The 24,791-nt window shown below is 70.2% G+C and carries 23 protein-coding genes; 9 read left to right on the top strand and 14 right to left on the bottom strand.

Annotation, left to right across the window (positions count from 1 at the left end; translation table 11 throughout):
* The first annotated feature begins 3 nt into the window (after positions 1–3).
* From ACYVO6_RS10525 to ACYVO6_RS10510, 4 genes are read left to right on the top strand one after another with little or no spacing between them, the layout of a single operon-like run.
* Complete coding sequence (locus tag ACYVO6_RS10525) at positions 4–1,662, top strand: thiolase C-terminal domain-containing protein (protein WP_461059674.1); 1,659 nt, start codon at positions 4–6, stop codon at positions 1,660–1,662.
* Positions 1,659–2,615, top strand: coding sequence for an alpha/beta hydrolase (locus tag ACYVO6_RS10520; RefSeq protein ID WP_461059672.1), 957 nt, complete (start codon positions 1,659–1,661; stop codon positions 2,613–2,615). The genes ACYVO6_RS10525 and ACYVO6_RS10520 overlap by 4 nt, the downstream gene beginning before the upstream one ends.
* Entirely contained in the window at positions 2,612–3,157 is a 546-nt protein-coding gene (locus ACYVO6_RS10515) for a DoxX family protein (protein ID WP_461059670.1), read from the top strand. Before ACYVO6_RS10520 ends, ACYVO6_RS10515 begins: the two co-directional genes overlap by 4 nt.
* Positions 3,157–3,975: an NAD(P)-dependent oxidoreductase gene (locus ACYVO6_RS10510; RefSeq protein WP_461059668.1), complete on the top strand. Its 819-nt coding sequence runs from the start codon at positions 3,157–3,159 to the stop codon at positions 3,973–3,975. Before ACYVO6_RS10515 ends, ACYVO6_RS10510 begins: the two co-directional genes overlap by 1 nt.
* Positions 3,976–4,014: 39 nt before the next feature.
* Here the strand turns inward: ACYVO6_RS10510 and ACYVO6_RS10505 are convergent, their stop codons facing one another.
* Entirely contained in the window at positions 4,015–4,647 is a 633-nt protein-coding gene (locus ACYVO6_RS10505) for a TetR/AcrR family transcriptional regulator (RefSeq protein WP_461059666.1), read from the bottom strand.
* Positions 4,648–4,785: 138 nt separating this feature from the next.
* Here ACYVO6_RS10505 and ACYVO6_RS10500 point away from each other — a divergent pair, with 138 nt between their 5' ends.
* From ACYVO6_RS10500 to ACYVO6_RS10490, 3 genes are read left to right on the top strand one after another with little or no spacing between them, the layout of a single operon-like run.
* Positions 4,786–5,733 (top strand): MBL fold metallo-hydrolase, encoded by a 948-nt coding sequence (locus ACYVO6_RS10500; protein ID WP_461059664.1) that lies wholly within the window; start codon positions 4,786–4,788, stop codon positions 5,731–5,733.
* A 54-nt stretch (positions 5,734–5,787) separates the two neighbouring features.
* Complete coding sequence (locus ACYVO6_RS10495; protein ID WP_461059662.1) at positions 5,788–7,398, top strand: MFS transporter; 1,611 nt, start codon at positions 5,788–5,790, stop codon at positions 7,396–7,398.
* Positions 7,395–8,339 carry a fumarylacetoacetate hydrolase family protein gene (locus ACYVO6_RS10490; protein WP_461059660.1) on the top strand — a complete coding sequence of 315 codons (945 nt, stop codon included), beginning with the start codon at positions 7,395–7,397 and terminating at the stop codon, positions 8,337–8,339. Before ACYVO6_RS10495 ends, ACYVO6_RS10490 begins: the two co-directional genes overlap by 4 nt.
* 118 nt (positions 8,340–8,457) lie before the next feature.
* On the opposite strand, the gene ACYVO6_RS10485 is transcribed toward ACYVO6_RS10490, so the two are convergent.
* The 4 genes from ACYVO6_RS10485 to ACYVO6_RS10470 all read right to left on the bottom strand — a co-directional run bounded on the left by ACYVO6_RS10485 (position 8,458) and on the right by ACYVO6_RS10470 (position 12,801).
* A complete protein-coding gene (locus tag ACYVO6_RS10485) occupies positions 8,458–9,327 on the bottom strand; it encodes a sugar phosphate isomerase/epimerase family protein (protein WP_461059658.1) in 870 nt (289 codons plus the stop codon).
* Positions 9,324–10,343: a Gfo/Idh/MocA family protein gene (locus ACYVO6_RS10480; RefSeq protein WP_461059656.1), complete on the bottom strand. Its 1,020-nt coding sequence runs from the start codon at positions 10,341–10,343 to the stop codon at positions 9,324–9,326. Before ACYVO6_RS10480 ends, ACYVO6_RS10485 begins: the two co-directional genes overlap by 4 nt.
* Before the next feature lie 61 nt (positions 10,344–10,404).
* The gene (locus ACYVO6_RS10475) at positions 10,405–11,838 is read right to left on the bottom strand and encodes a sugar porter family MFS transporter (protein ID WP_461059654.1); all 1,434 of its coding nucleotides are present in this window, start codon (positions 11,836–11,838) and stop codon (positions 10,405–10,407) included.
* A gap of 9 nt (positions 11,839–11,847) precedes the next feature.
* A complete protein-coding gene (locus ACYVO6_RS10470) occupies positions 11,848–12,801 on the bottom strand; it encodes a TIM barrel protein (protein WP_461059652.1) in 954 nt (317 codons plus the stop codon).
* 226 nt (positions 12,802–13,027) lie between these two features.
* Here ACYVO6_RS10470 and ACYVO6_RS10465 point away from each other — a divergent pair, with 226 nt between their 5' ends.
* Positions 13,028–14,020, top strand: a complete 993-nt coding sequence (locus tag ACYVO6_RS10465) for a LacI family DNA-binding transcriptional regulator (RefSeq protein ID WP_461059898.1) — start codon at positions 13,028–13,030, stop codon at positions 14,018–14,020.
* A 38-nt stretch (positions 14,021–14,058) separates the two neighbouring features.
* Here ACYVO6_RS10465 and ACYVO6_RS10460 read toward each other — a convergent pair whose 3' ends face one another.
* The 8 genes from ACYVO6_RS10460 to ACYVO6_RS10425 form a co-directional block, all read right to left on the bottom strand.
* Positions 14,059–15,063, bottom strand: coding sequence for a sugar ABC transporter substrate-binding protein (locus ACYVO6_RS10460; protein WP_461059650.1), 1,005 nt, complete (start codon positions 15,061–15,063; stop codon positions 14,059–14,061).
* Positions 15,064–15,390: 327 nt separating this feature from the next.
* Positions 15,391–16,143: an SDR family NAD(P)-dependent oxidoreductase gene (locus ACYVO6_RS10455; protein WP_461059648.1), complete on the bottom strand. Its 753-nt coding sequence runs from the start codon at positions 16,141–16,143 to the stop codon at positions 15,391–15,393.
* A complete protein-coding gene (locus tag ACYVO6_RS10450) occupies positions 16,140–17,066 on the bottom strand; it encodes a fumarylacetoacetate hydrolase family protein (RefSeq protein WP_461059645.1) in 927 nt (308 codons plus the stop codon). Before ACYVO6_RS10450 ends, ACYVO6_RS10455 begins: the two co-directional genes overlap by 4 nt.
* 13 nt (positions 17,067–17,079) lie before the next feature.
* Positions 17,080–18,018, bottom strand: coding sequence for a VOC family protein (locus ACYVO6_RS10445; protein ID WP_461059643.1), 939 nt, complete (start codon positions 18,016–18,018; stop codon positions 17,080–17,082).
* Between the two features lie 12 nt (positions 18,019–18,030).
* On the bottom strand, positions 18,031–19,041 hold the full coding sequence (locus tag ACYVO6_RS10440) for an amidohydrolase family protein (protein WP_461059641.1): 1,011 nt from the start codon (positions 19,039–19,041) through the stop codon (positions 18,031–18,033).
* The gene (locus ACYVO6_RS10435) at positions 19,038–20,174 is read right to left on the bottom strand and encodes an FAD-dependent oxidoreductase (RefSeq protein ID WP_461059639.1); all 1,137 of its coding nucleotides are present in this window, start codon (positions 20,172–20,174) and stop codon (positions 19,038–19,040) included. The genes ACYVO6_RS10440 and ACYVO6_RS10435 overlap by 4 nt, the downstream gene beginning before the upstream one ends.
* Before the next feature lie 24 nt (positions 20,175–20,198).
* On the bottom strand, positions 20,199–21,170 hold the full coding sequence (locus ACYVO6_RS10430) for a cyclase family protein (RefSeq protein WP_461059637.1): 972 nt from the start codon (positions 21,168–21,170) through the stop codon (positions 20,199–20,201).
* Entirely contained in the window at positions 21,167–22,147 is a 981-nt protein-coding gene (locus ACYVO6_RS10425) for a fumarylacetoacetate hydrolase family protein (protein ID WP_461059635.1), read from the bottom strand. The genes ACYVO6_RS10430 and ACYVO6_RS10425 overlap by 4 nt, the downstream gene beginning before the upstream one ends.
* 120 nt (positions 22,148–22,267) lie before the next feature.
* Here ACYVO6_RS10425 and ACYVO6_RS10420 point away from each other — a divergent pair, with 120 nt between their 5' ends.
* On the top strand, positions 22,268–23,188 hold the full coding sequence (locus ACYVO6_RS10420; protein ID WP_461059634.1) for a LysR family transcriptional regulator: 921 nt from the start codon (positions 22,268–22,270) through the stop codon (positions 23,186–23,188).
* A 72-nt stretch (positions 23,189–23,260) separates the two neighbouring features.
* Here the strand turns inward: ACYVO6_RS10420 and ACYVO6_RS10415 are convergent, their stop codons facing one another.
* Complete coding sequence (locus ACYVO6_RS10415) at positions 23,261–24,541, bottom strand: MFS transporter (protein ID WP_461059632.1); 1,281 nt, start codon at positions 24,539–24,541, stop codon at positions 23,261–23,263.
* Positions 24,542–24,791 lie beyond the last annotated feature (250 nt).

Here is a 24,791-nt window from a genome sequence, read left to right as displayed (position 1 = left end):
GAGGTGGCCGGATCTCCAGGCCGTCCCCTGCCGCTGATCACCGAGGAGAACGAGTTCTTCTGGACCTCGGGGGCGGACGGCCGACTGCGTGTGCAGGAGTGCACCTCGTGCACGGCGCTCATCCACCCGCCCCAGCCTGTGTGCCGCTACTGCCGAGGGCAACGGATGGGCGTACGGACCGTCTCCGGCTTCGCCACGCTCATCGGCTTCACCGTCAACCACCGCTTCAGCCTGCCCGGACTCCCGGCGCCGTACGTCATCGCCCAGGTCGCCCTCGAAGAGGACACCCGTGTCCGGCTCACCACCAACGCCGTCGAGTGCGACCCCGAGCAGCTCGTACTCGGCATGCGCATGGAGGTCGTCTTCGAGCAGGCCGGGGACGTGTGGCTGCCGCTGTTCCGCCCCACGGCCGAGCAGGGCGAGCCGGCTCCGCTCCCCGAGGACGAGGTCGAGCCCGAGCAACTCCGGCGCCACATACGCCCGATGGTCACCCCGGAGAAGTTCGAGGACAAGGTGGCGATCACCGGCATCGGCGCCTCGGAGCTGGGCCGCCGACTGATGATCCCCCCGCTCTCCCTCACCGTCCGGGCCTGCGAACGCGCGATCGCCGACGCGGGCCTCACCCTCGACGACATCGACGGCCTGGCCACCTACCCCGGAGCCGGGCCGTTCGGCGGCTTCGCCGAAGGCGGCATCACGGCCCTGGAATCCGCCCTCGGCATCCGGCCCACCTGGCACAACGGCGGCGGCGAGACCTTCGGCCCCGGCGGCTCGCTCATCGCGGCGATGCTGGCGGTCGCCGGAGGGCTCGCCCGGCACGTGCTGTGCTTCCGGACCCTGTGGGAGGCCACGTACACCGAACTGATCAAGCGCGGCACGATCCAGCCACCGGGCGGCTCGGACCCGGGCTGGCTGAAAACCTTCGGCGCCACGTCCGCGGCCCACACCCTCGCCCAGAACGCCCAACGCCACTTCCACCGTTACGGCACCACCCGCGAGACCCTCGGCTGGATCGCCCTCAACCAGCGCGCCAACGCCGCCCTCAACCCGACGGCGATCTACCGCGACCCGATGACGATGGACGACTACCTCGACGCACGGCCGATCACCACCCCCTTCGGCCTCTACGACTGCGACGTGCCCTGCGACGGAGCCGTGGCCGTCATCGTCTCGGCCGTCGACGCCGCCCGTGACCTCGCCCAACCGCCCGTCCTCGTCGAGGCCGTCGGCACCCAGATCACCGAGCGCCTCGAATGGGACCAGAGCACGCTCACCCACGAACCCCAGGTCCTCGGCCAGTCCGCCCACCTCTGGACACGAACCTCGCTGCGCCCCGCCGACGTCGACGTGGCCCAGCTCTACGACGGCTTCACCTTCAACTGCCTGTCCTGGATAGAGGCGTTGGGCTTCTGCGGCATCGGCGAGGCGAAGGACTTCCTGGACGGAGGAAAGAACATCGCCAGAGACGGCGTACTGCCCCTCAACACCCACGGCGGTCAGCTCTCCCACGGACGCACCCACGGCATGGGCCTGGTCCACGAGGCGATCGTCCAGTTGCGCGGGGAGAGCGGAGCGCGGCAGGTGCCCGGCGCCCGCACCGCCGTGGTCAGCTCCGGCGGCCTCACGCCCAGCGGTGTCATTCTCCTCAGGACGGACACGTGAACCACAGCCATCCCCAGGTCGAAGTACTGACGGGCGGCGACGTCCCCGTCGTGTCCGATGTCGTCGACGTGGACGGCATTCCCCTGTCGTACCGGGCGAGTTGGGTGAGCCGGCCACGCGCCGTCGTCGTCGCCCTGCACGGCGGCGGGACCACGTCGACGTACTTCGACTGCCCGAACCGGCCCCTGCTGTCGCTGCTGCGGACCGGCGCCGCGCTCGGCTTCACCGTCATCGCCCTCGACCGGCCGGGATACGGCGCCTCGCTCAGCCATCAGGACAAGCTGACCGAGCCCTCGCGACGGGTCGAGCTCTCCTACGCGGCGCTCGACCAACTCCTCGCCTCCCGCCCCGAAGGCGCGGGCGTGTTCCTCATGGCCCACTCCGCGGGAAGCGAACTGGCCATACGGATGGCCGCCGAGGAACGCGGACGGGAACTGCTGGGCCTGGAGATCGCCGGCACCGGACGGCAGCACCATCCCCGCTTCTCCGACAGGTTCGTCGTGCCCGGCGAGCCGGAACTGCGACCGTCGGCACGACGGCGCAGCCATATGCGCGACCTGCTGTGGGGACCGAGCCACCTGTATCCGCCGGACGTCTTCGACGGCACCGACATCGGCGCGGCCTCGCCCGCCTACGAGTACGAGGCGCGCGGCTGGGTGCGCGAATTCCCGGAACTGGCGGCACGGGTGCGCATTCCCGTGCAGTTCAGCCTGGGCGACCACGAGCTGGTGTGGCGGCCAGGACCCCCGGGCCTGGCCGAGATCGCCGGGCTGTTCACCGCGTCACCCCGGGTCCGCCGCAACGAACAGCCGGACAGCGGTCACAACCTGAGCCTGGGGTACGCGGCCCGGGCGTACCACCTCAGGGTCCTCTCCTTCGCTGAGGAGTGCGTGGTGAGCCGCGAGATCGCGAACCCCGAGGACGTACGCGAACCGCAGGGGAGGGCGGGATGAGCGACGCCGACGCCGTCGTGCTGCTGCTGGTACGCCTGGTCCTGGGCGTCGTCATGATCGCGCACGGCCTCAACCACTGGCGCGGCGGCGGCCGTATCGAAGGCACCGCCCGCTGGTTCAGCGGACTCGGCCTGAGACACGGCACGCTGCAAGCCTGGATGAGCGTCGCCACCGAGGTGGGCGCGGGCGCGCTGCTGCTGCTCGGCCTGCTCACACCGCTGGCCTGCGCGGCCGTCATCTCGGTGATGCTGGTCGCGGGCCTCCTCGCGCATCGGCGTAACGGATTCTTCGTCTTCAAGGACGGCTACGAGTACGTCCTCACGCTCGCGGTGGTGTCTCTCGCGCTGGCCGTACTGGGACCGGGGCCGCTGTCGGTGGACGAGGCGAGCGGCATCGAGGTGACCGGCTGGGCCGGTGGCGGTGTGGCGCTCGGCGTTGCCGTGGCGGCGACAGCCGGCCTGCTCGCCGTGTTCTGGCGCCCCCGGCCGACGCCGGAACCCGAGCCGGGCACCACCGAACCCCTTGAACAGGAGGCGCGCTGATGCGTGTCGGTTTCATCGGCCTGGGCAGCCAGGGCGCCCCCATGGCACGCCGGATCATCGACGCCGGCTTCGAGACGACGCTGTGGGCACGCCGCCCGGCCTCGCTCGTCCCCTTCGACGACACCCCGGTCAAACGTGCCGCGTCGGCCGCGGATCTGGCCTCGGTCAGCGATCTCGTCTGCGTCTGCGTCGTCGACGACGCCGATGTCGAGGAGGTCATCACCGGCGAGTCCGGGGTCCTGGCCGGCCTGCGCAAGGGTGGCGTGATCGCCGTACACAGCACCGTTCACCCCGACACCTGCCGCCGCCTCGCCGACCGGGCGCGGGCCCGCGGCGTCGCCCTGATCGACGCACCCGTCAGCGGCGGCGGTCCGGCCGCCGCCGAGGGCCGCCTGCTGGTGATGGCCGGGGGCGAGCAGGGCACCGTCGCGTTCTGCCGCCCGGTGTTCGCCGCCTACGGCGACCCGGTGGTGCACATGGGCCCGCTCGGGAGCGGACAACTCGCGAAGCTCCTCAACAACGTCCTGTTCACCGCCAACCTCGCCACCGCCGCCGGCACCCTCGCGCTCGGCCGGGACCTAGGCGTCGACCCCGACGCCCTCGCCGCCGCCGTCGCCCACGGCAGCGGCACGAGCTTCGCCCTGAACCGGGTCACCGCCGCCGGCGGCACCCTCGACCGCATCGCCGCCCACGCCGGGCCCCTGCTGCGCAAGGACGTCCGGCTGGTGACCGACGTCGCGACCACGGCGGGCGGTCCCAAGGACATCGTCATCTCGGCGGCCGAGGCCGCACTCGCCCTCATGAACGACCACCGATGAAGCTCACCGCAGGGTGCAGCCGTACCGCGCCCGTGCCGCTCACCCAGAGGTGAGCAGGCCCCGCAGGACGATGTCGAGCGTGGCTTCGAGGCTGAGGAGCAGGTCGAAGGGCGGCGGCTCCTCCCGGATCCAGCGCAGTACGGAGGAGAAGTAGCAGGCCGCGAGCAGGGCGCCGGCCTGGGCGGAGTCGACCGTCCGCCGGATCTCGCCGCGCCGCTGCCCCTCTTCGACGATCTTCGTGAGTTCGATCTCGAGTGACGGATCCTGCAACAGTCGGCCGAACCGCGCGGAGGCGTCCATCAGGACGGTGGTCTCCGCGCGGGAGGCGACGTTGAGTTCGGCCATCTCCCGCAGATAGCGCCTGAGCCGCTCACCGACCGGCAGGTCCTCCGCGTGCTCCTGGCCGAGGATGGCCGCGACCCGCGCCCGGCGGCGGGCACCCCACTCCTCCAGGAAGCCGACCTTCTGCGAGAAGTGGTTGAAGACGGTGGCCCGGGCGACATCGGCGGCGTCGGCGATCTGGTCCATGGTCGTCGCCTCGTAGCCCTGGTCGACGAACAGTCCCACTGCCGCTTCGTACAGCTGGTCGCGGATCTGGCGGCGCTTGCGCTCGCGGCGCCCGGGGACCGGTGCCTCGGGCGGGGGAGCCGCTCCTGCGTCCGGGATCTTCATGGACTCCAGTACAGCACAGCGCTGCACGCCTCTTGACCTCTTCGAGGAGTCGGATCTAGATTCCAGGCCATTGATGGACTCCAGTCCATCAATAGATTGATGTCTCGCGTTGTTCGCGGGGCACGGACAGGGGGCAGTGTGGCTTCCGTAAACCCGTTGGCGGGCCGTGTGGAGGTCGGTGACGGCTGTCATGCCTGGCTCGCGAGCCGGGGCGGCTGGGGCATGAGCAACGCCGGGCTGGTCGTCGGCCGGGGCGCGTCCCTGCTCGTCGACACCCTCTACGACCTGCGGCTGACCGCAGAGATGCTCGACGCGTTGGCTCCCGTGACCGCCGCCGCGCCCATCGAGACCGTGGTCAACACCCATGGCAACGGCGACCACTGGTTCGGCAACCAGCTCGTGGCCCACGCCGAGATCGTCGCGGCCCGCGGCTCACTGGCCGACATGCGACAGGTGGGCCCGGCCGAGATGCGGCAGCTGACCGCCGCTCCCGACCTCACCGGGCGTTTCGCCCGCCAGATCTTCGGCGCCTTCGACTACGCCGGCATCGAACCCGTCCTGCCGGGCCGGGTCTTCGACGGCGAACTGGAGCTGGACGTCGGCGGCACGGAAGTCCGCCTGATCGACGTGGGCCCCGCACACAGCGCCGGCGACACGATCGTCCACGTGCCAGGAGCCCGTGTCGTCTACACCGGCGACATCGTGTTCGCCGGCGCCACCCCCGTCGTATGGCACGGGCCGTTCGCCAACTGGCTCGCCGCCTGCGAACTGCTCCTCGGCCTCGACGCCGACACCATCGTGCCCGGACACGGACCGGTCACCACCAAGGAGGCGGTCCGGGACATCCGCGACTACCTCGAGTACGTCCATGAGCAGGCCGCCGCCCGGTTCACCGCCGGAATGCCGGTCATGGACGCCGCACACGACATCCGCCTCGGCCGCTTCGCCGACCTGGACGAGAGCGAACGGCTCGCCGTCAACGTGCACACCGTCTACCGGGAACTCGACCCCTCCCTGCCCCCGCTCGACGGTCCCGGCCTGTTCGGCTCCATGGCCCAACTCGCCTGTTCCCAACCCGGTTTCTGAGCCGCCGGTCATTCCCCGGACCGCCCGTTACCCTGGCCACCCCAAGGAGGAGACATGGTCTCCAGCCCCGCCATTGACCCACCCGCCGCCGCATCCGACGCGCCGCCCCGGCACACCGCAACGATCATCGCCGGCTGCCTCGCGGTCTGCCTGGCCCAGATCGGCCTGGTGCTGCCCGCCGCGATCAACGGCGTCATGCAGCGCTCACTTCAGGCATCCGGCGCCGAACTGACCTGGATCAGCGACGCGTTCCTCGTCCCGGCCGCCGTGCTCGCGCTCACCTTCGGCGTCCTCGGCGACCTGTACGGACGTAAGAAACTGCTGGTGGGCGGCGCGCTGCTGGCCGCCGTCGGCTACGCGGTCTCCGCGACCTCCGACACCGCGGGCCAGCTCATCGCCGGTCAAGCCCTCTCGGGCATCGGCGCCGCCGCCCTCTTCCCCGCCTCGCTGGCCGTGATCATCGCGAGTACGCCGACGCCCGCCGCCCGGGCCCGCGCCCTTGCCTCGTGGACCACCGCGCTGTCCCTCGGCGCGTTCATCGCCCCGCTGCTCTCCGGCGGCATCGTCGAACACGCCTCCTTCCGCTGGGCGTTCGCCGTGACCGGGCTGCTCGCGCTCGTGGTGGCGGCAGCGGCGTGGCTGCTGACCGGCGAGTCCAGTGCCCCCGAGGGCCGCTCACTGGACTGGCCGGGGCAGATCACCATCGCGCTGTCTCTGCTGGCCCTGCTGTACGGCATCATCCAGGGCCCTTCGGACGGTTGGGGCTCGGCTCCCGTCGTCCTCTCCTTCGTCGCCGCGGCCGTTCTGCTCGGTGCCTTTGTCCGGGCCGAGAACCGCAGTGCCTCGCCGATGCTGCGCCTGGAGCTGTTCCGCATTCCTGCCTTCGCCGCCTCGGCCGCGATGGCGGTCATCGGCATGTTCGGCTTCCTGGGCGGGGCATACGACCTGAGCATCCGGCTCGGCGTGATCCAGCACAAGAGTCCGTTGGAGGCCGCGGTGCCCTTCCTGGTGATCCAGGGCATCACTCCGTTCATCTGGCCGCTTCTGGTCCGGCTGTTGCACAGGGTCGGCCCCGGCCCGATGCTGGTCACCGGTTTCACGGCGCTGGCAGGCGCACAGTTGTGGCTGCGAGCGGTGCCGATCCACGAGAGCGGCCTGGTGCCGCTGCTCGGCCCGCTGCTCCTCAACGGCGTCGGCTTCGGCCTGGTCGTCGCCGCGATCACCGCCGCCGCCGTCAACGTCGTACCACCCAGCCTCACCGGCATGGCCAGCGCCACCACCAGCCTGGTCCGCGACCTCGGCCAGACCCTCGGCCCGGCCATCGTCGGCGCCGTCGCCCTCGGCATGGCGACCAGCCAGCTGACGGGCAGCCTGGCCGACGCGGGACTCACGCCCGCCGAACACGGCACCGCCACCGCCGTCCTCGACGCGGGCGGACCCCTCGCCCTGCACACCGCCGAACTCGGCCCGCTCAGCGCCAAACTCGCCCCGCTCACCGAACGCGCTCTCGCCGACGGCTACAACAACGGACTCGTCCTCACCGCGATCGCCTGCGTGGCCGCCGCCGCGATCGCCGCCGTCTTCCTCGGCGTCCGGACCGGTGGCGGCGGCGCTCCCGAGAAGACCGAAGCACCGCTCACCGAGCCCGAGGGGACCCGGGCATGAAGTACGCGACCTTCTTCCACGACGGGCAGCAGCACTCCGGAGTCATCATCGACGACCGGGCCCATCCCTTCGAACACGGCGTCGGCCTGCTGGAACTCATCGAAGCCGGTGACCACGACCTGCGGGCCGCCGGCACCCGGGCCCTGACCAGATCGCGGCCCCTCTCCCTCGCCGAGATCCGGCTGCTGCCGCCCATCCAGCCGCCGACCGTACGGGACTTCATGACCTTCGAAGGCCATGTCGCGGGCGTCGCGGAGGGATACGGCGACACCGTGCCCGAGGAGTGGTACGCCCGGCCCGCGTTCTACTTCACCAACCCGTACGCGATGATCGGCGCCTTCGACGACGTCCCCGTACCGCCTGGCTGCCGCCGCTTCGACTTCGAACTCGAAGTGGCCGCCGTCGTCGGACGAGCCGGGCGGGACCTCACCCCCGAGCAGGCACGCGACCACATCATCGGCTACACCGTCCTCAACGACTGGTCCGCCCGCGACCTGCAAGGCCAGGAGATGAAGGTCAGACTCGGCCCGGCCAAGGGCAAGGACACCGCCACCACCCTCGGCCCGTGGCTGGTCACCGCCGAGGAACTCGAACCCCACCGTGACGCCGACGGCTTCCTGGACCTCAAACTCACGGTGGACGTCAACGGCGAGACCGTCGGACAGGACACCCTCGCCAACATGGCCTGGACGTTCGAGGAGATGGTCGCCTACGCCTCACGAGGTACCTGGGTCCGCCCCGGCGACGTCCTGGGCTCCGGCACCTGCGGCAACGGCGGCTGCCTGGCCGAACTCTGGGGCCGCCACCGCGTGTTCGAACCGTCGCCCCTGGAGCCCGGCGACACCGTCACCATCACGGCCCAGAGCCTGGGCACCCTCAGCAACACGGTCGTCGAAGGAGTGGCCCCCGTGCCCATCGCCTCGGCACGCCGCAGACTGTGAGGCGTCTCCCAGGCCGGACGGCATCCGCGAGAGCGCTCTGCGTACGACGCGTACCACGGTTTGCGAGGCACGCAGAGCACTCTGCCGGAAGGCGGAGGCTGGTTGCCGCCGTCCGCTCTCAGGCGGCGAGTTCCTTGGTGATCCGGTCGAGCATGAACGCGGAGGAATCGCGGGCGCGTTCCTCCCAGGCGAAGACGCAGGACGTGGCGACGCCGTCGAAGTCCAGTTCGCGCAGGGTGCCGAAGAAGGTGTCCCAGTCGACCTCGCCCTGGCCGATGTCCAGGTGCTGGTGGATACGGGCCGGGGTGCCGGGCGGGTTGAGAATGTAGCGCAGACCGCTGGAGCCCTTGTGGTTGAAGGAGTCCGCGATGTGCACGTGCTGGAGCTTGTCGCCGGCGTAGCGCATCATCTTCGCGATGTCCGCGCCTACCTCAGAGGGGCCGGACAGGTGGAAGGTGTGCGGGGCGCAGTAAAGATAGTTCACCCAGGGCTTGTTGATCGCGCGGACCAGGTCGACCGCGGGGGTGTTCTCCTCGCAGAAGTCGTCCGGGTGGGCCTCCAGGTTCAGAGCGATGCCTTCGCGCTCGAACACCGGCAGCAGTTCCTCCAGCGAGCGCCAGAAGGCGGCCTCGCTCTCGGCGGCGCGCTCCGGGCGGCCGTTGAACTCCGAGTTCATCAGCGGGCATCCGAGGTCCGCGGTGATCTCGATCATCCGCTTCCAGTAGCGTACGGCGGTCTGCCGCTCGGTCTCGTCGGGTGAGGACCACTTGTAGAGCGGCAGCACCGAGGACAGCTGGACGCCGTGTGTGCGCAGGGACTTCTTGAACGAGGCGACGCGCTCGTCGTCCGCCCGCGGGTGCAGGAAGAACGGCATGAAGTCGTCGCGCGGGGACAACTCGATGTACTCATAGCCGAGTTCGGCGACCGTGCGCACCATGTCGTCGAGCGGCAGGGCGCGGAACATATAGGGGTCGAGGGCGATTTTCACGCGGCACCTCCGTAGAACGCGGGTCGGGGCTTCATGTCGGCGGAGACGACGGTGCCGTCGGACTCCAGGGAGCGGACGGCGGCGTCGGTGATGACGGTGGCGGCGTAGCCGTCCCAGGCGGACGGGCCGGTGGGCTCGGCGCCAGCCGCGACCGAGGTGATCCACTCACGGAACTCGGTGTCGAAGGCCTCCGCGAAGCGGACCTTCCAGTCCTGCATGACCGCCGCGCTGTGCCGGGCCGCGGTGCGGACGCCCACGGCGGCCGGGTCGGGCAGCCGGACCAGGCCGTCCTCGCCGACGACCTCGCACTGGATGTCGTAGCCGTACTGGCAGTTGACGAAGACCTCGAGGTCGATACGTACCCCGTGCACGGTCTCGAAGATCATGATCTGCGGGTCCTTGAGGTGCTCGAACCGCTTGCTCGTGGCGCGCGGCGTGACCACCTGGGCGGAGACGATCTCGTCGTCGAGCAGCCAGCGCAGTACGTCGATCTCGTGGACCGCCGTGTCCTGCGCCGCCATCGCGGAGTGGTACGCGTCCGGCACCGTCGGGTTGCGGTGGGCGCAGTGCACCATCAGCGGGGCGCCGAGGGTGCCGGCGGCGAGGACCTCCTTCATCTGGCGGTAGCCGGGGTCGAAGCGGCGCATGAAGCCCACCTGGACCAGGCGGCTGCCATGGGCGCGCTCGGCCTCGACGATGCGCAGACAGTCCTCGGCGGTCGTCGCGAGGGGCTTCTCGCAGAACACGGGCTTGCCGGCCGCGATGGCGTTCAGGACGTGCTCGGCGTGCGTGGGGCCCCAGGAAGTGACGAGGACGGCGTCCACGTCGGGGGAGTTGATCAGCTCGGCGCCGCCCGGCAGCACGGCGGCGCCGACGGTGGCGGCGACCTCGGCGGCGCGGTCGGCGTCGAGGTCGGTCACCGCGGTGACCCTGGCCCCGGTGACCACCTCGGTGAGGCGCCGGATGTGGTCCTGGCCGATCATTCCGGTGCCGATGACACCTACACGTACGGTCATGGCCGTATCCCTTCGAAGGGCTTGTGGGCCGGAGTCCGTGACCGGCCCACAGGGGAGGAGGTCAGGAATAGCGGGCCTTGAGTTCCGCTTCCAGCGTCTCGAGCGTGCGGCCCTTTGTCTCGGGGACGTAGAGCTTCACGAAGGCGAGCGAGCACAGGCCCGCCAGCACGAAGAGGAAGAAGGTGTTGGAGATCCCGATCCCGTCGACCAGCGATGGGAAGACCAGGCCGATCACGAAGTTGGTCAGCCACAGCACCACGGCCGCGACACCCATCCCGAAGCCGCGCATCCGCATCGGGAAGATCTCCGACAGCATCAGCCAGGTCACCGGCGAGATCGCGCCCTGCTGGAAGGCCAGGAAGGTGACGGTCATGGCGAGCACGGCGTACGCCCGGCCGTCACCGGAGGGCAGCACCAGGGAGAAGACGCCGATCAGCAACAGCGCCGAAGTCGTGCCCATCTGGCCGGCCATCAGCATCGGGCGGCGCGCCACCCGGCCCAGCAGCCAGATGCCGACGAAGGTGGCCAGCACCGAGATCACACCGTTGGCGATGTTCGCGGTGAGCGCGCTGTCCGCGGCGAAGCCGGCGTCGGTGAGGATCTGCGTGCCGTAATACATGATCGTGTTCACGCCGGTGATCTGCTGCACGATCGCGATGCCGAAGCCGACGAGCATCAGCTTGCGCAGCCACGGCGTGCTCTTGATGTCCTGCCAGCCGCCGAGCTTCTGCTGCTCGTCCTTCACGGCCAGCGCGGACACCTCCGCGAGCTCGGCCTCGGCCCGCTGCTGGGAACGCACCTGCTTGAGGACCTCCAGGGCTTCGCTGAAGCGGCTCTTGGAGGCCAGCCAGCGCGGGCTCTCCGGCATCACCAGCATGCCGAACCACAGCACGACCGCCGGAATGGTGGCCACGACCAGCATCCAGCGCCAGACGCCGCCGGACTCGTCGCCCACCCGGGCGATGATCGCGTTCGAGGTGAAGGCGAGCAACTGCCCGCTGACGATCATGAGCTCGTTACGGGTGACCAGCGCACCGCGCCGCTCGGCGGGCGACACCTCCGCGAGGTAGACCGGCACGGTCACCGAGGCGCCACCGACCGCGAGGCCGAGGACGAAGCGGGCCACGACCATGATCGCCGTGTTCGGGGCGAGCGTGCAGCCGAGCGCGCCGATGAAGAACAGCACGGCGAGAACGAGGATGGTGCGGCGCCGTCCGCGCCCGTCCGACAGTCGGCCGCCGGTGACGGCGCCGAGCGCGGCACCGAGGAGGAGCGAGCTGGTGACCATGCCCTCGGTGAACGGGGTCAGGCCGAGGTCGTCGGTCATGTACGGCAGGGCGCCGTTGATGACGCCGGTGTCGTAACCGAAGAGCAGTCCGCCGAAGGTGGCGATGAGCGTGATGATCCGCAGCCGCCGTTTGACCGTGGGTGAGGCGTCGTCCGGGACGGCGGTGGCGGGAGCGGGGGCCTGAGCCGTGTCGTTGCTGACGTCCATGGGCCCCTCCTACTTGTCGTCGAGGGCGGGGCGCCGGGTACCGGCCAGTCCGCAGCCGGCCAGGTACTCCCGCGTACTGACCGCGATGGGCAGCGGCACCTCGGGAGCGCAGGGGTACAGGTCCTGCTCGACGATGACGAACAACTCCGCGTCCAGCTCCGCGAGTTCGGCGACCACGTCGTCCGGCTTCGGCACACCCGCCGGAGGCGACACGCACACACCGCGCTTGACGGCCTCGCCGAAGGAGAGGTTCTCGGCGGCCACCTGGACGAGGATCTCCGGGTCCATCTGCTTGATGTGGACGTAGCCGACGCGCTCCCCGAACCTGCGGATCAGGTCGAGGTTGTCCCCACCGCCGTAGGCCACGTGCCCGGTGTCCAGGCACAGGTTGGTGTAGCGGGAGTCGGACTCGTTCAGCAGCCGCTCGATCTCCGGCTGCGTCTGGATGTGGCTGTCCGCGTGCGGGTGGACGACGAGGCGTACGTCGTACTCGTCGAGGAGCAGCTTCCCGAGCCGGTCGGCGGCCCGGCCGAAGCCCGCCCACTGCTCGGCGGTCAGCTCGGGCGACTCGGTGAAGCCGCCGGTCTTCTCGTCCCGGTACATGGGCGGGATGAAGACCAGGTGGTGGGCACCCGCGGCGGCGGTCAGCGCGGCCACCTGCCGGACATGGGCGAGCATGTCGTCCCAGGCCTCCGGGCGGTGCAGGGCGCCGAAGGCGGTGCCGCCGGAGACCTTCAGGCCGCGTACGGCCAACTCCTCGGCCAGTACGGCTGGTTCGGTGGGGAGATAGCCGTACGGGCCCAGCTCCAGCCACTGGTAACCGGCCGCGGCCAGCTCGTCGAGGAAGCGGGTGTACGGGACCTGGTGCTCGTCCTCGGGAAACCAGACGCCCCAGGAGTCGGGGGCCGAGCCGAGACACAGGTTGCCCACGACGGTGCGGAGGGGGGACGGCGTCGTTGCCATGCTGCACGTCCTTCGAAGAGGGAACGGGTGGGGGTGCTCCGGGGACTTGTCACAGGAGAACTGGACTACCGCGCTCTACTAGCGCGCGCTAGTGCGAGTACGATGGCCCCTGTCCAAATGTCATGTCAATAGCTTGTTGCCGGGAGATTTCAGGACCGCCCGTAAAGTGGGCGCGTCGAAGGGTGGTTCACAGGTGAATGCGTCGGGCAAGCAGCAGCGGCCCACGATGGTGGACGTCGCCGCGAAGGCGGGCGTGTCCCGGGCGCTCGTCTCGATCATCTTCCGCGGCCAGCCGGGCGCGAGCCAGGAGACCCGCGAGCGCGTACTGCGCGTCGCCGACGAGATCGGCTACCGCCCCGACAACGCGGCCCGCCTGCTGGCCCGTGGCCGCAGCCGCACGCTCGGCGTGATGTTCACCGTCCACCAGACCTTCCACGCCGACCTGGTCGAGGGCATCTACTCCGAAGCCGAGCGGCTTGGCTACGAGGTTCTGCTCTCCGCCACCGGCCAGGGGAGGGGCGAGGCGAAGGCCGTCGAGGCCCTGCTCAGCCATCGCTGCGAGGCGGTGATCCTCCTGGGCCCGGACACGGCGGCCGCGGACCTCGACGCCCTCGGACACCGTACGGTCGCCGTCTCGGTCGGGCGCCGGGTGCCCCAAACCCGTGTCGACAGCGTGCACACCGCCGAGAGCAAGGGCATACGGCAGGCCATGGACCACCTCGTGGAGCTGGGGCACCGCCGGATCGTGCACATCGACGGCGGCCGGGGCCCCGGCTCGGCCGAGCGGCGGCGTGCCTACCGAGCCGCGATGCGCCGGCACGGTCTGGACTCCGAGCTGCGGGTGATCCCCGGTGATCACACCGAGGAGTCCGGCATCGAGACCGGCCGACTGCTGGTGGCGGAGCGCGATCGCGGGCTGCCGCTGCCGACGGCGGTCCTCGCCGGGAACGACCGGTGCGCGATGGGCCTGCTGATGGCTCTGACGCGGGCCGGTATCGAGGTCCCGCGCGACCTGTCCGTCGTCGGCTACGACGACAGCCACCTGTCTCACCTGATGCCGATCGGCCTGACCACCGTCCGCCAGGACTCGCTCTTGATGGCGGAGTACGCGGTCCGGTTCGCCGTGGAACGCCTGGAGGACGGGGAGTTGGAGCCACGGGAGGCGGTCCTGGACCCGAAACTGGTGGTGCGGGGAACGAGCGGGCCGGCCCCGGAGTAGGGGCCGGCCTGGAAGCTCGTTGAGGGGCGGCCTATTTGTTACCGCGTGCCCTTCTCGGCGAACTTGGCGATCTCGTCAACGTTCTCGTCGGTGACGAAGGCCGGACCGGTCAGGACCGGTGCGGTGCCGCCGCCGCTGAAGTTTCCGTTGTTCTTGTACAGCCAGAGGCCGTCCACCGCGAGGTAACCCTGCAGGTAGGGCTGCTGATCGACGGCGAACTGGACGTTGCCTTCCTTGACGGCGTTCACCAGGTCCTTGTTGAGGTCGAAGGTGGCGACCTTCGCATCGCTGCCCGCGTCGGCCACGGACTGCACGGCGGTCAGCGCGAACGGGGCGCCGAGCGTGACGACCTCGTCGATGGACGAGTCCTGCTTGAGCTTGGCCGTGATCGTCGACTTCACGGACGGCATGTCGGCGCCGTTGACGTAGAGGTTCTCGGTCTTGCCCTCGAACGCCTTCTTCAAGCCCGCGCAGCGTGCTTCCAGGGCGACGTGGCCCTGCTCCTGGACCACGCAGACGGCGCTCTTCGCGCCGATCTGGTTGAGGCGCTCACCGAAGGCCTGGCCGGCGATGTTCTCGTCCTGGCCGAAGTACTCGAGCATGCCGAGGTCTTTCCAGTTGTCCAGGCCGGAGTTGAAGCCGACAACCGGGATACCGGCCGCCTTGGCCTTGGCCACCACGTCCTTCATGGCGTCCGGCTTGGCTGCCGTGAGCGCGATGCCGCCGACCTTCTGGTCGATCGCGTTCTGCACCAGGTTGGCCTGGTCGGCGGCGTTGGGGCTGCTGGAGTAGACGAGCTTGACGTTGTCCTTGTCGGCGGCTGCCTGAGCGCCCTTGCGGATCAGGTCCCAGAAGGTGTCGCCGGGAGCCGCGTGGGTGATCATGGCCACGGTCATCCGCGGGGTGCTCGCCTTGCCCGCCGCGGCTTCCGCGCCGCCTTCCTCCGACTCCTTGCCACCGGAGCTGCTGGAGCAGCCGGCCGCGAGCAGGGTGCCGACGAGGACGGTGGCGGCGAGAGCCGCGGTTCGGTGGTGTCTGTGCATGTCCCTTGCACCTCACTGTGCGGTCGGGGGGTGGATACGGGAGGCAGGGGCCTGGCTCTCGAAGGGCTTCAGGAACCCGGAGCGGAGCACGCCCGGCCCAGGAGGCGGGTGTGCCGTGGGAGGGGGCTTGGGAGGCGGCGGGACCGTTGTTGCTGGTCCGCGGCGGTCTCATGGGTAAGACCCACCTCGCCTTCCGTGACTAGAGCGCATCATTAGCGCGCTCTAGTGAAAGGTAACTATGGAGCCGACCCCTGATGCTGTCAACAGGTTTGTCCGGATGTCCCGACAGATGCCGAGGAGAGGAATTCCGTCTTCCGTTGCTGCTGCTCAGATGTCCTGACGCAGGGCGTCCGAGATCGACTTGACGCCGCCGTGCGCGGTGAGGCCGCCGTCGACGGGGATCTCGGCACCGGTGATGAAGGACGCCTCGTCGGAGAGAAGGAAGACCACCAGCGGGGCGATGTCGTCGGGGGTGCCGGTGCGGCCGAGCGGAGTCTCGCGGATGTTGGCCTCGTGGAAGGCGGGGTGCGCCGAGGCCGTCATCTCGGTCTCGATGTAGCCGGGCAGGACGGTGTTCACGCGGATGCCGCGTGGACCCAGCTCCATGGCCGCGGTCTTCGACAGACCGCGCAGCGCCCACTTGCTGGCCGTGTACGCGACCGTATAGTGGCCGGTCAGCGCGGCGGCGGAACCGATGTTGACGACGGACGCGCCCGGCGGCATCAGCGGGGCCAGGTTCTGGATGCCCAGCAGCGGACCGGCGGCGTTGACCGCCTGGACGCGGGCGAAGTCCTCGGCCGCCACCTCGCCGACGCGGGCCCGCAAGATGATGCCCGCGTTGTTGATCAGGCCGTGCACCTGCCCGAACTCCGTGCGCAGCTCGGCGGCGAGCCGCGCCCAGTCCTCCTCGTTGCTGACGTCCAGGCGCCGGCAGCCGGGCGCCTCGGCGATGTCGGTGGCGATCACCCGCGCGCCCTCGCGGGCCAGCGCCTCGACCTCCGCCGCGCCCTGGCCACCGGCCGCGCCGGTGACCACGACGACCTTGCCCAGGAGTCGTTTTGTGCGGATGTCGTCGGTCATGGCCGCTCCCTCGTGCGCTTGCGGGCGACCGGGACCTTAAGCGGGTCGGGGCCAGCCACCACGGTGTTGGAGACGGAGCCTATGCCCTCGACGGTGAGGGTCACCGTGTCGCCCGGCTTGAGCGGCACCGGGTCCTGCTTGCCGCGTACGCCCCACAGCTCGGCGAGGCAGCCGCCGTTGCCGCAGGTGCCCGAGCCGAGGACGTCGCCAGGACGCACCCATGTCCCGCGCGAGGCGTAGGCCACCATCTCCTCGAAGGTCCAGCTCATGTTGGACAGCAGGTCCTTGCCGACGACCTCACCGTTGACCTCGGCGGTCAGCGCCAGCCGCAGGAAGCCGTCCGCGTCGCGGAACCTCTCCAGTTCGTCGGCGGTGACCAGATACGGGCCCAGCGTGGTGGCGGTGTCCTTGCCCTTACAGGGGCCGAGGCCGACCTTCATCTCGGCGGACTGGAGGTCGCGGGCGGACCAGTCGTTGAAGATCGTGTAGCCGACGATGTGGTTGCGGGCCTGCTCGGGGGTGAGGTCACGGCCCGCGCGGCCGATGATCGCGGCCACCTCCAGCTCGAAGTCGAGGACCTGTGAACCCGGGGGCACGGGCACGTCGTCGTGCGGGCCGATGACCGCGTACGGATTGGTGAAGTAGAAGGTCGGCGCGTCGTACCAGGCCTCCGGTACCCCAGCGGACTTGTCGATCGACCGGCGTACGCCTTCCACGTGCTCCTCGAACGTGACGAAGTCCCGGATGGTCGGCGGCTCCAGCGGCGGCAGCAGCCGTACGTCCGTCAACGGAACGGCGGGGCCGACCGGACGTACACCCGACGCGTCGAGAGGCGAGGTCCCGTCGGGCAGCGCGCGGACGACGGTGCCCTCCACGACCCCGCAGTGACGGCGCCCCTCGTACAGGTAAGTGGCGATGCGCAATGGTCGGCGCCCCTTACACCGGCGGGGCCACGAAGCAGCCACGGTCGGGATCGTTGAACGACTCCTTGGCGACCAGCTCGTTCATCGGGTTCGCGGTGCCCCACTGGTCGGTGACCTCGGGCTTGGAGAAGTCGTACACGTGGGGATGCCAGGTGTCCTCGTCCAGCTCCTCCAACTCGGTGGTGTACTCGACGGTGTTGCCGTGCGGGTCCAGGAAGTACGTGAACGTGTTGTCGCCCGCCATGTGCCGGCCCGGGCCCCAGATCTTGCGGACACCGGCCCGCATCACTCGGCCGGAGCCGCGCATGTACTCGTCCAGGCCGCGCATCTCGAAGGAGACGTGGTGCAGGGCGGTGTGCGGGCCCTGGGCGATGGCCATGGAGTGGTGCTGGTTGCTGATCCGCATGAAGTGCATGACCTCGCCCATGTGCGGCGAGTGGAGGGTGTCGGAGAGGCGGAAGCCGAGGTGGCGCTCGTACCACTCCCGCGTCTTGTTCAGGTCGGGGGAGTTGAGCACCACGTGCGAGAGGCGGACCGGGATCGCCTCCTTCTCCTCGATACGGCGGTGCTGCCTGGCCTCGACGTCGGCGGAGACCTCGATGGTGCGCCCGTCGACGTCGAAGAAGCGGAAGCCGTAGCCGCCGCCGGGGGTGTCGACCTTCCCCGGCTGGGAGATCAACTGCACGCCCTGGGAGAGGAGTTGGTCGGCCAGGGTATCCACGTCGGCCGGGCTGCCCGCCCCGTACGAGACCAGGTCGAGGCGCTTCTCGTCGGCCTTGCGCAGTCGTACGACGTACTGTTCGGGGCTGCCCTCGGCGGCGAGGAAGGAGATGCCGGAGTCCTCGGAGACCTGGGTCAGGCCCCAGACGCCGGAGTAGAAGTCGAGCTGCTTGTCGTAGTCGGGCACGGCGAGGTCGACGTGCCGCAGATGGGTGAGCAGGCGGTTGGTCATGGGGGTTCCTCCTCAGGCGAGGTTGAGCAGGGCGGCGGCGTTTCCGCCGCGGATGGCGTGGAAGTCGGGGTCGGGCAGGTCCGCGGTGCGCAGTGCGCCCAGCGGGTCTTCCGTGCCCATGTCGAAGGGGAAGTCGGAGCCGAGCAGGACCCGGTCCGGGCCCGCGGCGCGTATCAACTCCCGTAGTACGTACGGGTTGTGGACGAGGGAGTCGAAGTACAGCCGCTTCAGGTATCTGCTCGGCTCACGGGCGCAGTCCCGGGCGTCGGGGCGGGCCCGCCATGCGTGGTCGGAGCGGCCGATGTGGGTGGGCAGGTAGCCGCCGCCATGTGCCGCGATCAGCTTCAGGTCCGGATGGCGGTCCAGTACGCCGGAGAAGATCAGGTGGGAGAGTGCGACCGCGTTTTCGGTGGGCTGGCCGACGGTGTTGGACAGGTACCACTGGTCAAGGCGCTCGTCGAACGTGCAGCCGAACGGGTGCAGGAAGAGCAGGGCGCCGGTCTCCTCGGCCCGCGCCCACAAGGGCTCGTATGCCGAATCAGACAACTCGCGCCCAGGTGCGTGCGAGGAGATCTCCACGCCCCTCAGCCCCTGCTCCAGTGCGTGGTCGAGTGACTCGACCGCGAGGCCGGGGTGCTGGAGCGGGACCAGACCGAGGCCGTACAGCCGGTCGGGAGCCTTCGCACAGTGCGCGGCGGTGCCCTCGTTGGCCAACTGGCAGATTTTGTCTGCCAGTTGGGGCTCGGCCCAGTAGTGGTAGTGACCCGGCGAGGGGCTCACCAGCTGCACGTCCACATTGGCCTCGTCCATGGCTGCCAGGCGCACGGCGACGTCCGTCAGCTTCGGCACGCGCGCGCCCACCATCGGACCGTTCACGGCGAGGGCCGCCGACCCGTTGCGGCGGGCGTCGAGGTTGCGCGCTTCGGCGAGGCCGGGCTGACCGGCGACCGCCTCCTCGATCTCCGGCAGGAGGAGGTGGGCGTGGACGTCGATGGTCGGCGCGGAGGATGCGGTGGCGGTCACGGGCGCTCCTTGAGGAGGTTCATGGTGCGGCCGACCAGCCCCGCGATGTCGGCGTCGCGCACGCCGTCCAACTGCCACTGGCCGATCTGCACGGACGCCTCGACGACGGTGCGCACCCGGGGGATACGGCGGGCGTGGTAGGCCTGGAGCAGTTCGTCGTCCCAGTCACGGCCGCTGGTGAGCAGCTCGGCGAGCACGGAGGCGTCCTCCAGGGACATGGCCGCGCCCTGGGCCATGGTGGGCGGGCAGCAGTGGGCGGCGTCGCCGGTGAGCACGACCCGGCCCCGGTGCCAGGAGCTCTCGACCAACAGGCGGTCGAACCAGGTGTAGTTGACCTTCTTCGGATCGGTGATGTGCTCGGTGATCTCCGGCCAGACCCCGCCGTAGCCCTGCGCCAGGCGGCGCATCTCGTCGGCGTAGGTGGCCGGGTCGATGGAGGCGCGGTCACGGCAGCCTTCGACGACGTACGCATAGATGGTGTTCTCGCCGGTGGGGGTGTAGCCCGCGATGTAGGCGGGGCCGCCGTAGGCGAGGTCGGTGCGCGTCACGCTCTCGGGCCGTGGGGCGGCGATGCGCCAGATGGCCATGCCGGTGGGCTCGGGTTTGTCGGTGATGCCGATCGCGGCGCGGGTGGCGGAGTTGAGGCCGTCGGCGGCGATCACCAGGTCGTAGCGGCCCTCGCTGCCGTCGCTGAAGCGCACCGAGACGCCGTCGGCGTCCTGTTCCAGCGCCTCGGCGGTGGTGCCGAGGCGAACGCCGGCGCCGGAGGCGCGGACCGCGTCGATGAGGATCTGCTGCAGCTGGGGGCGCTGCATGCCGAGGGTGGCGGGCAGGTCCTCCCCGCCGGTCTGGATGTCCTCGGCGACGAACAGAACGGTGCCGTCGGGGACGGTTACGCCCAGCGAGCCGAAGGGGTATCCGGCGGCTTCCACCCGTTCCCACACACCCAGTTCGCGCAGGACCCGCAGGGCGTTGCCCTGGAGGGTGATGCCGGACCCGGTGGTGGCGTTCCAGTCGGGCCTGGCCTCGATCAGGTCCACGGCGATACCGGCGCGGCTCAGCAGGATGGCGACGGCGTTGCCGGCGGCGCCGCCGCCGATGACGAGGACGGTGCGGGGGTCGGTGTCGGTCATGGAGAACTCCCTTGTCCCTGACGGTTATTTGACGGCGACGGGGTTGACCGGTGAGCCGACGGCTCCGGTGATGGGCAGGGGCGCGGCAGTGAGCCAGAACTCGTACACGCCGTCGGCCGCGCAGTCCGCGGCGAGAGCGTCGAGGTCCCACATCTCGCCGATCAGCAGGCCCATGTTGGGGATGACGACCTGATGCAGCGGCTGGAAGGCATGGTCGAACTCGTTCGGCCGCACCTCGAAACCCCAGGTGTCGGTGGCGATCGCGGCGATCTCGGTGCCGTGCAGCCAGCCCGCGGTGGTGAACGACAGCCCCGGCGCCGGCCCGCCCGCGTAGTCGCCCCAGCCCTCGCGGCGCACCCGAGCCAGCTGCCCGGTCCGTACGACCACAATGTCGCCGCGGCCGACGCTCACACCGTGGGCCTCAGCTGCCGCGGTCAGGTGCTCCTCGGTGATCGCGAAGCCGTCCGGCAGCTCCGGCTCGCCGTCGTCGTCACCGATGACCCGGGCGACATCCAGCAGCACGCCGCGCCCAGCCACGTACGGGGCCATGTGCTCGATGCCCGTGACGAGGTCACCGTCGGAGGTGACGACCTTCTCGGCGTCCCGCCCGTTCCAGGCCTTGCCGTGGTCGAAGATGTGCCCGAGCCCGTCCCACTGCGTGGAGCACTGCAAAGGCATCGCGATCACGTCGTCCGCGCCGCCGATGCCGTGGGGGAAGCCCTGGTTGCCGAGGGCCGCGTCGGTGCCGGTGTCGAGCATGGTGTGCACCGGGTTGGTCCGCCGGCGCCAGCCCTTCTGCGGGCCGTTCATGTCGAAGCGCTGCGAGAGCGAGAAGCTGACGCCCCGGCGTACGAGCGCCGCGCCCTGGCGCCGCTTGGCCTCGTCGAGGAAGTTCAGCGTGCCGAGCACATCGTCCTCGCCCCAGCGACCCCAGTTCGAGTACGCCTTGGCGGCCTCGGCGATCGCGCCCTCCGGGTCATGGCGGTCCAGGCTCACGACTTCTCCGCCACACAACGCGTGCGCTGAACACCCAGACCGGTGATCGAACCCTCCATGACGTCGCCGTCGCGCAGCAGTCGCCCCCAGTGGATGCCGTTGCCGGCCGGGGATCCCGTCAACACCAGGTCGCCGGGCAGGAGTTGGGCCGACTGCGAGATGTACGAGACCAGCCGCGCGACGCCGAAGAGCATGTCCTTGGTCGACTCGTCCTGCATGGTGTCGCCGTTCAGCTTCAGCGTGACCCGCAGGTCACCCGGGTCGACGATCGACTCGGCGGGGACGATCCACGGGCCGAGCGGGGTGAAGCCGGGGGCATTCTTGCTGCGTAGCCAGTCTGTGCCGATGGCCTTCATGTCGCGGCGGAAGACGGTGGCGCGGTCGGTGAGGTCGTTGGCGATCGTGTACCCGGCGACGTACTCCAGGGCCTCCTCGACGGACACCTGATGCGCGGGCCTGGCGATGACGGCCGCCAACTCCAGCTCCCAGTCCGGCTGTTCGGCCCACGAGGGGAGGACGACATCGTCGTACGGACCGGTGATCGCGCTCGGCAGACCGATGAAGACGTACGGCAGATCCTCGGCGGCCCGGCGGTCCATGACCGCGGCGATCTCCGCGCGCGCCTCCTCGGCCGTACGCGGGTCGTCGGGGGAGCGGTGGGCGACCTCCAGGTCGATCACGTGCTGCCGGTAGTTGGCGCCGGACTGGAAGATCTGGCGGGGTTCGACAGGGGCGTGCACGCGCAGGCCCTCCAGCGGCTGCCAGTCGAGCGCGTCGTCGTCCGCGAGGGCGTGCAGGAGGGGGAGGGCCTCCTCCCAACGGTCCAGTACGGCGCGCATTCCGGAGGGCGCCCAGGCCAGGGAATTGCTGAGGTCCAGCACCCGGCCTTTGGCCATGAGTCCCGGGAACGGCTCCCCGTCCGGAAGCGAGAACGTGCCGAGCGCGAACGGGCCGGCAGGTTGCGCGAGCGTTGCCATCAGATTTCCTCCTGCTGGGGTGCGGTCTACTCTGACCTCGATCGACGAATCACGGAAATCAATCCTGTGGATGCGCCGTATCCATGACGTGGATGGTCCTCACTTGTCAGGTGGTTGCCGGTGAACCTCTCCCGACTCGATCTCAATCTGGTCCTCGCCCTGCGTGCGCTGCTGGAGGAGCGCAACGTGACCCGGGCCGGTGAGCGCATCGGACTGAGCCAGCCCGCCATGAGCGCGGCTCTGTCCCGGCTGCGCCGCCATTTCGACGACGCACTGCTCGCCCGGACCGGCAACTCCTACGAGCTGACCCCGCTCGGCGTCGCCCTGCGCGACCGCAGCGCCACCGCCTGCGACCTGCTGGAGCGGGTCTTCACCAGCCAGGCCGACTTCGACCCGGCCGCCGAGACTCGCGAGTTCACCCTGCTCGCCTCCGACTACGGCGCGGCCGTCTTCGGCGCCGAGCTCGCCCGCGCGCTGCACCAGGAGGCGCCGGGCATCCGGCTCAGCTTCCGGCACCCGGCGCCCTCCGTCGAGGAGAACACCGCCGCCCTGCTGAGCACCGTCGACGGACTGCTGATGCCGCACGGCGTCATCGACGGCTTCCCCTGCGTTGACCTCCACCAGGACCGCTGGCTGTGCATGGTCGCCGACGACCACCCCGAGATCGGCACCGAACTCACCCTCGACCAGCTGGCCCGCCTGCCCTGGGCCGTCTACCAGCGCCCGTACGACGCCCCGGTCGCCCGCCAGTTGAGCATGCTCGGCATCAGCCCTCAGGTGGAGGTCTCCGTCCAGACCTTCCAGCTGCTGCCGCACATGATCGAGGGCACCCGCCGGATCGCGATGATCCAGGAACGCCTGGCCCGCACGGCGGTGCGCTCCGCCGCGGTGCGCGTCCTGCCCTGCCCCTTCGAGGCGGTACCGGTGCAACAGGCGATGTGGTGGCATCCGGTGCATGCCCAGGACGCGGCGCACATCTGGCTGCGGCAGAAGGCCGCAGAGGTGGGGGCGACGCTGATGGGGCAGTTGAGCGCCCCGTAGGGGCGCGGGGCTGTATCAATGTGCGGCGGAACCGCAAATGTCACAGCCCCGCGCCCCTGGGTTGGCTGCCCCTCAGGCCAGTTGTTCCGGCAGCGGCAGCGGCAGCGGGTCCGCGGCCGCTGCCACGCGGCGGCGGGCCGCCCACAGCCCCGCCGCGACGAGGGCGGAAGCCAGCCCCAGCACGCCCACCGCCCCGGCGAGACTGCCGACCGCCGGCTCCACGGCGAGCAGCACCAGCGGGCAGACGAACTCACCGCCGAAGAAGGCCGCCAACCACAGCCCCGTGCCGCGGCCGCGGTCCTCGAAGGCGAGCCGGGACATGGCACTGGTGAGGAGGGCGGGCAGCAGCATGCCCGTACCGAGACAGTTGATCACCGCTCCCAAGACCAGCAGGGGGGCGTTGCCCGCCAGGAACATCACGCCGAAGCCGGCCGCACAGACCGCGAAGACGGCGGGCAGCATCGGGTCGGGGGAGCGCTTCAGCCGGGCGAAGGTGATCGCTCCACCCACGGTGGCGGCACTCGCGACCGCGGTGGCCAGACCGATCACACCGGTGCTCTCCACGCCAAGGTCGTCGAGCAGGTACGCCATCTCCACCGGCACGGTGTAGAAGACCATCGCGCCGAAGAAGGTGAGGGCGCAGATGCCCGCCAACTGCCGCCAGGGGAAGGGACGGTGGGGCTGACCGGTCGCCGCCTTGTTCGTGACCTCGGTTGCCGTGCGGGCCGCCGAGTGGGGCAGGGCGGAGGCCATCAGCGGGGCGATCACCAGGCTCACGGCGTAGATCCAGAAGGGCACGCGCCAGCCCGCCGCGCCCGCGGCGCCGCCGATCACAAAGAAGACGGTGGCCGACGCGGAGGCGCACATGGTCTGCAGGGCGAGGTACTTCACCCGCTGATGACCGGAGTAGTAGTCGCCGATCAGAGTGGTGCAGCAGGTCATGATCGCGGCCTCGGCGACACCGACCAGGGCACGGCTGGCGATGATGGCGCCCAGCGAGTCCAGATAGAGCGGGGCCGTACCGAACACGGCGTACAGGAGCGTCGCCACGATCAGCAGACGCCTGCGGCCAAGCCGGTCCACGATCACCCCGGCGAACGGGGCCAGCAGCGCCAGCGACAGCGCCGGAACGGTCAGCGCGAGGGGAACCAGCGCCTTGGCTCCTGGAGTCGACTCGAAGTAGTCCTGCATCTTCGGCAGTACAGGGGCGATCAGTACCGCGCCCAGGATCGGCAGACAGCTGCCCGCCATCAGCAGGGTCACACGCAGCAGATGAGCCGGGTCCGAGGTGGCGACGGGTGACGGGACGGTGTCGTCCACCGCGGTGGGGGACGGGGGCACGGAACCGGGCATGGCGACTCCAGGGACTGTGTACGGGAGTGGGCATGCCGTCACGGGCGCCGACGACGGCGCACGGCATGCGGGGAAGGCCACACACCGGGTGCTGGTCCGGACAGCGGCGTGCGGTGGGCACGACTATGGGCTGTACGGAACCCCGCCGCTATCCTCCGCGCGATCCGAATCCCGTATCCGGGTCATCCACGCCATGGATGAGACCGGCATGGATGAGACCTCCCGCCTCTCTCCCATGCCGTCAGGGACC

Source organism: Streptomyces pseudoechinosporeus, from assembly GCF_054783935.1.
The sequence above is the reverse complement of the archived record's forward strand: the minus strand, read 5'-3'. Positions and strand labels throughout refer to the sequence as shown.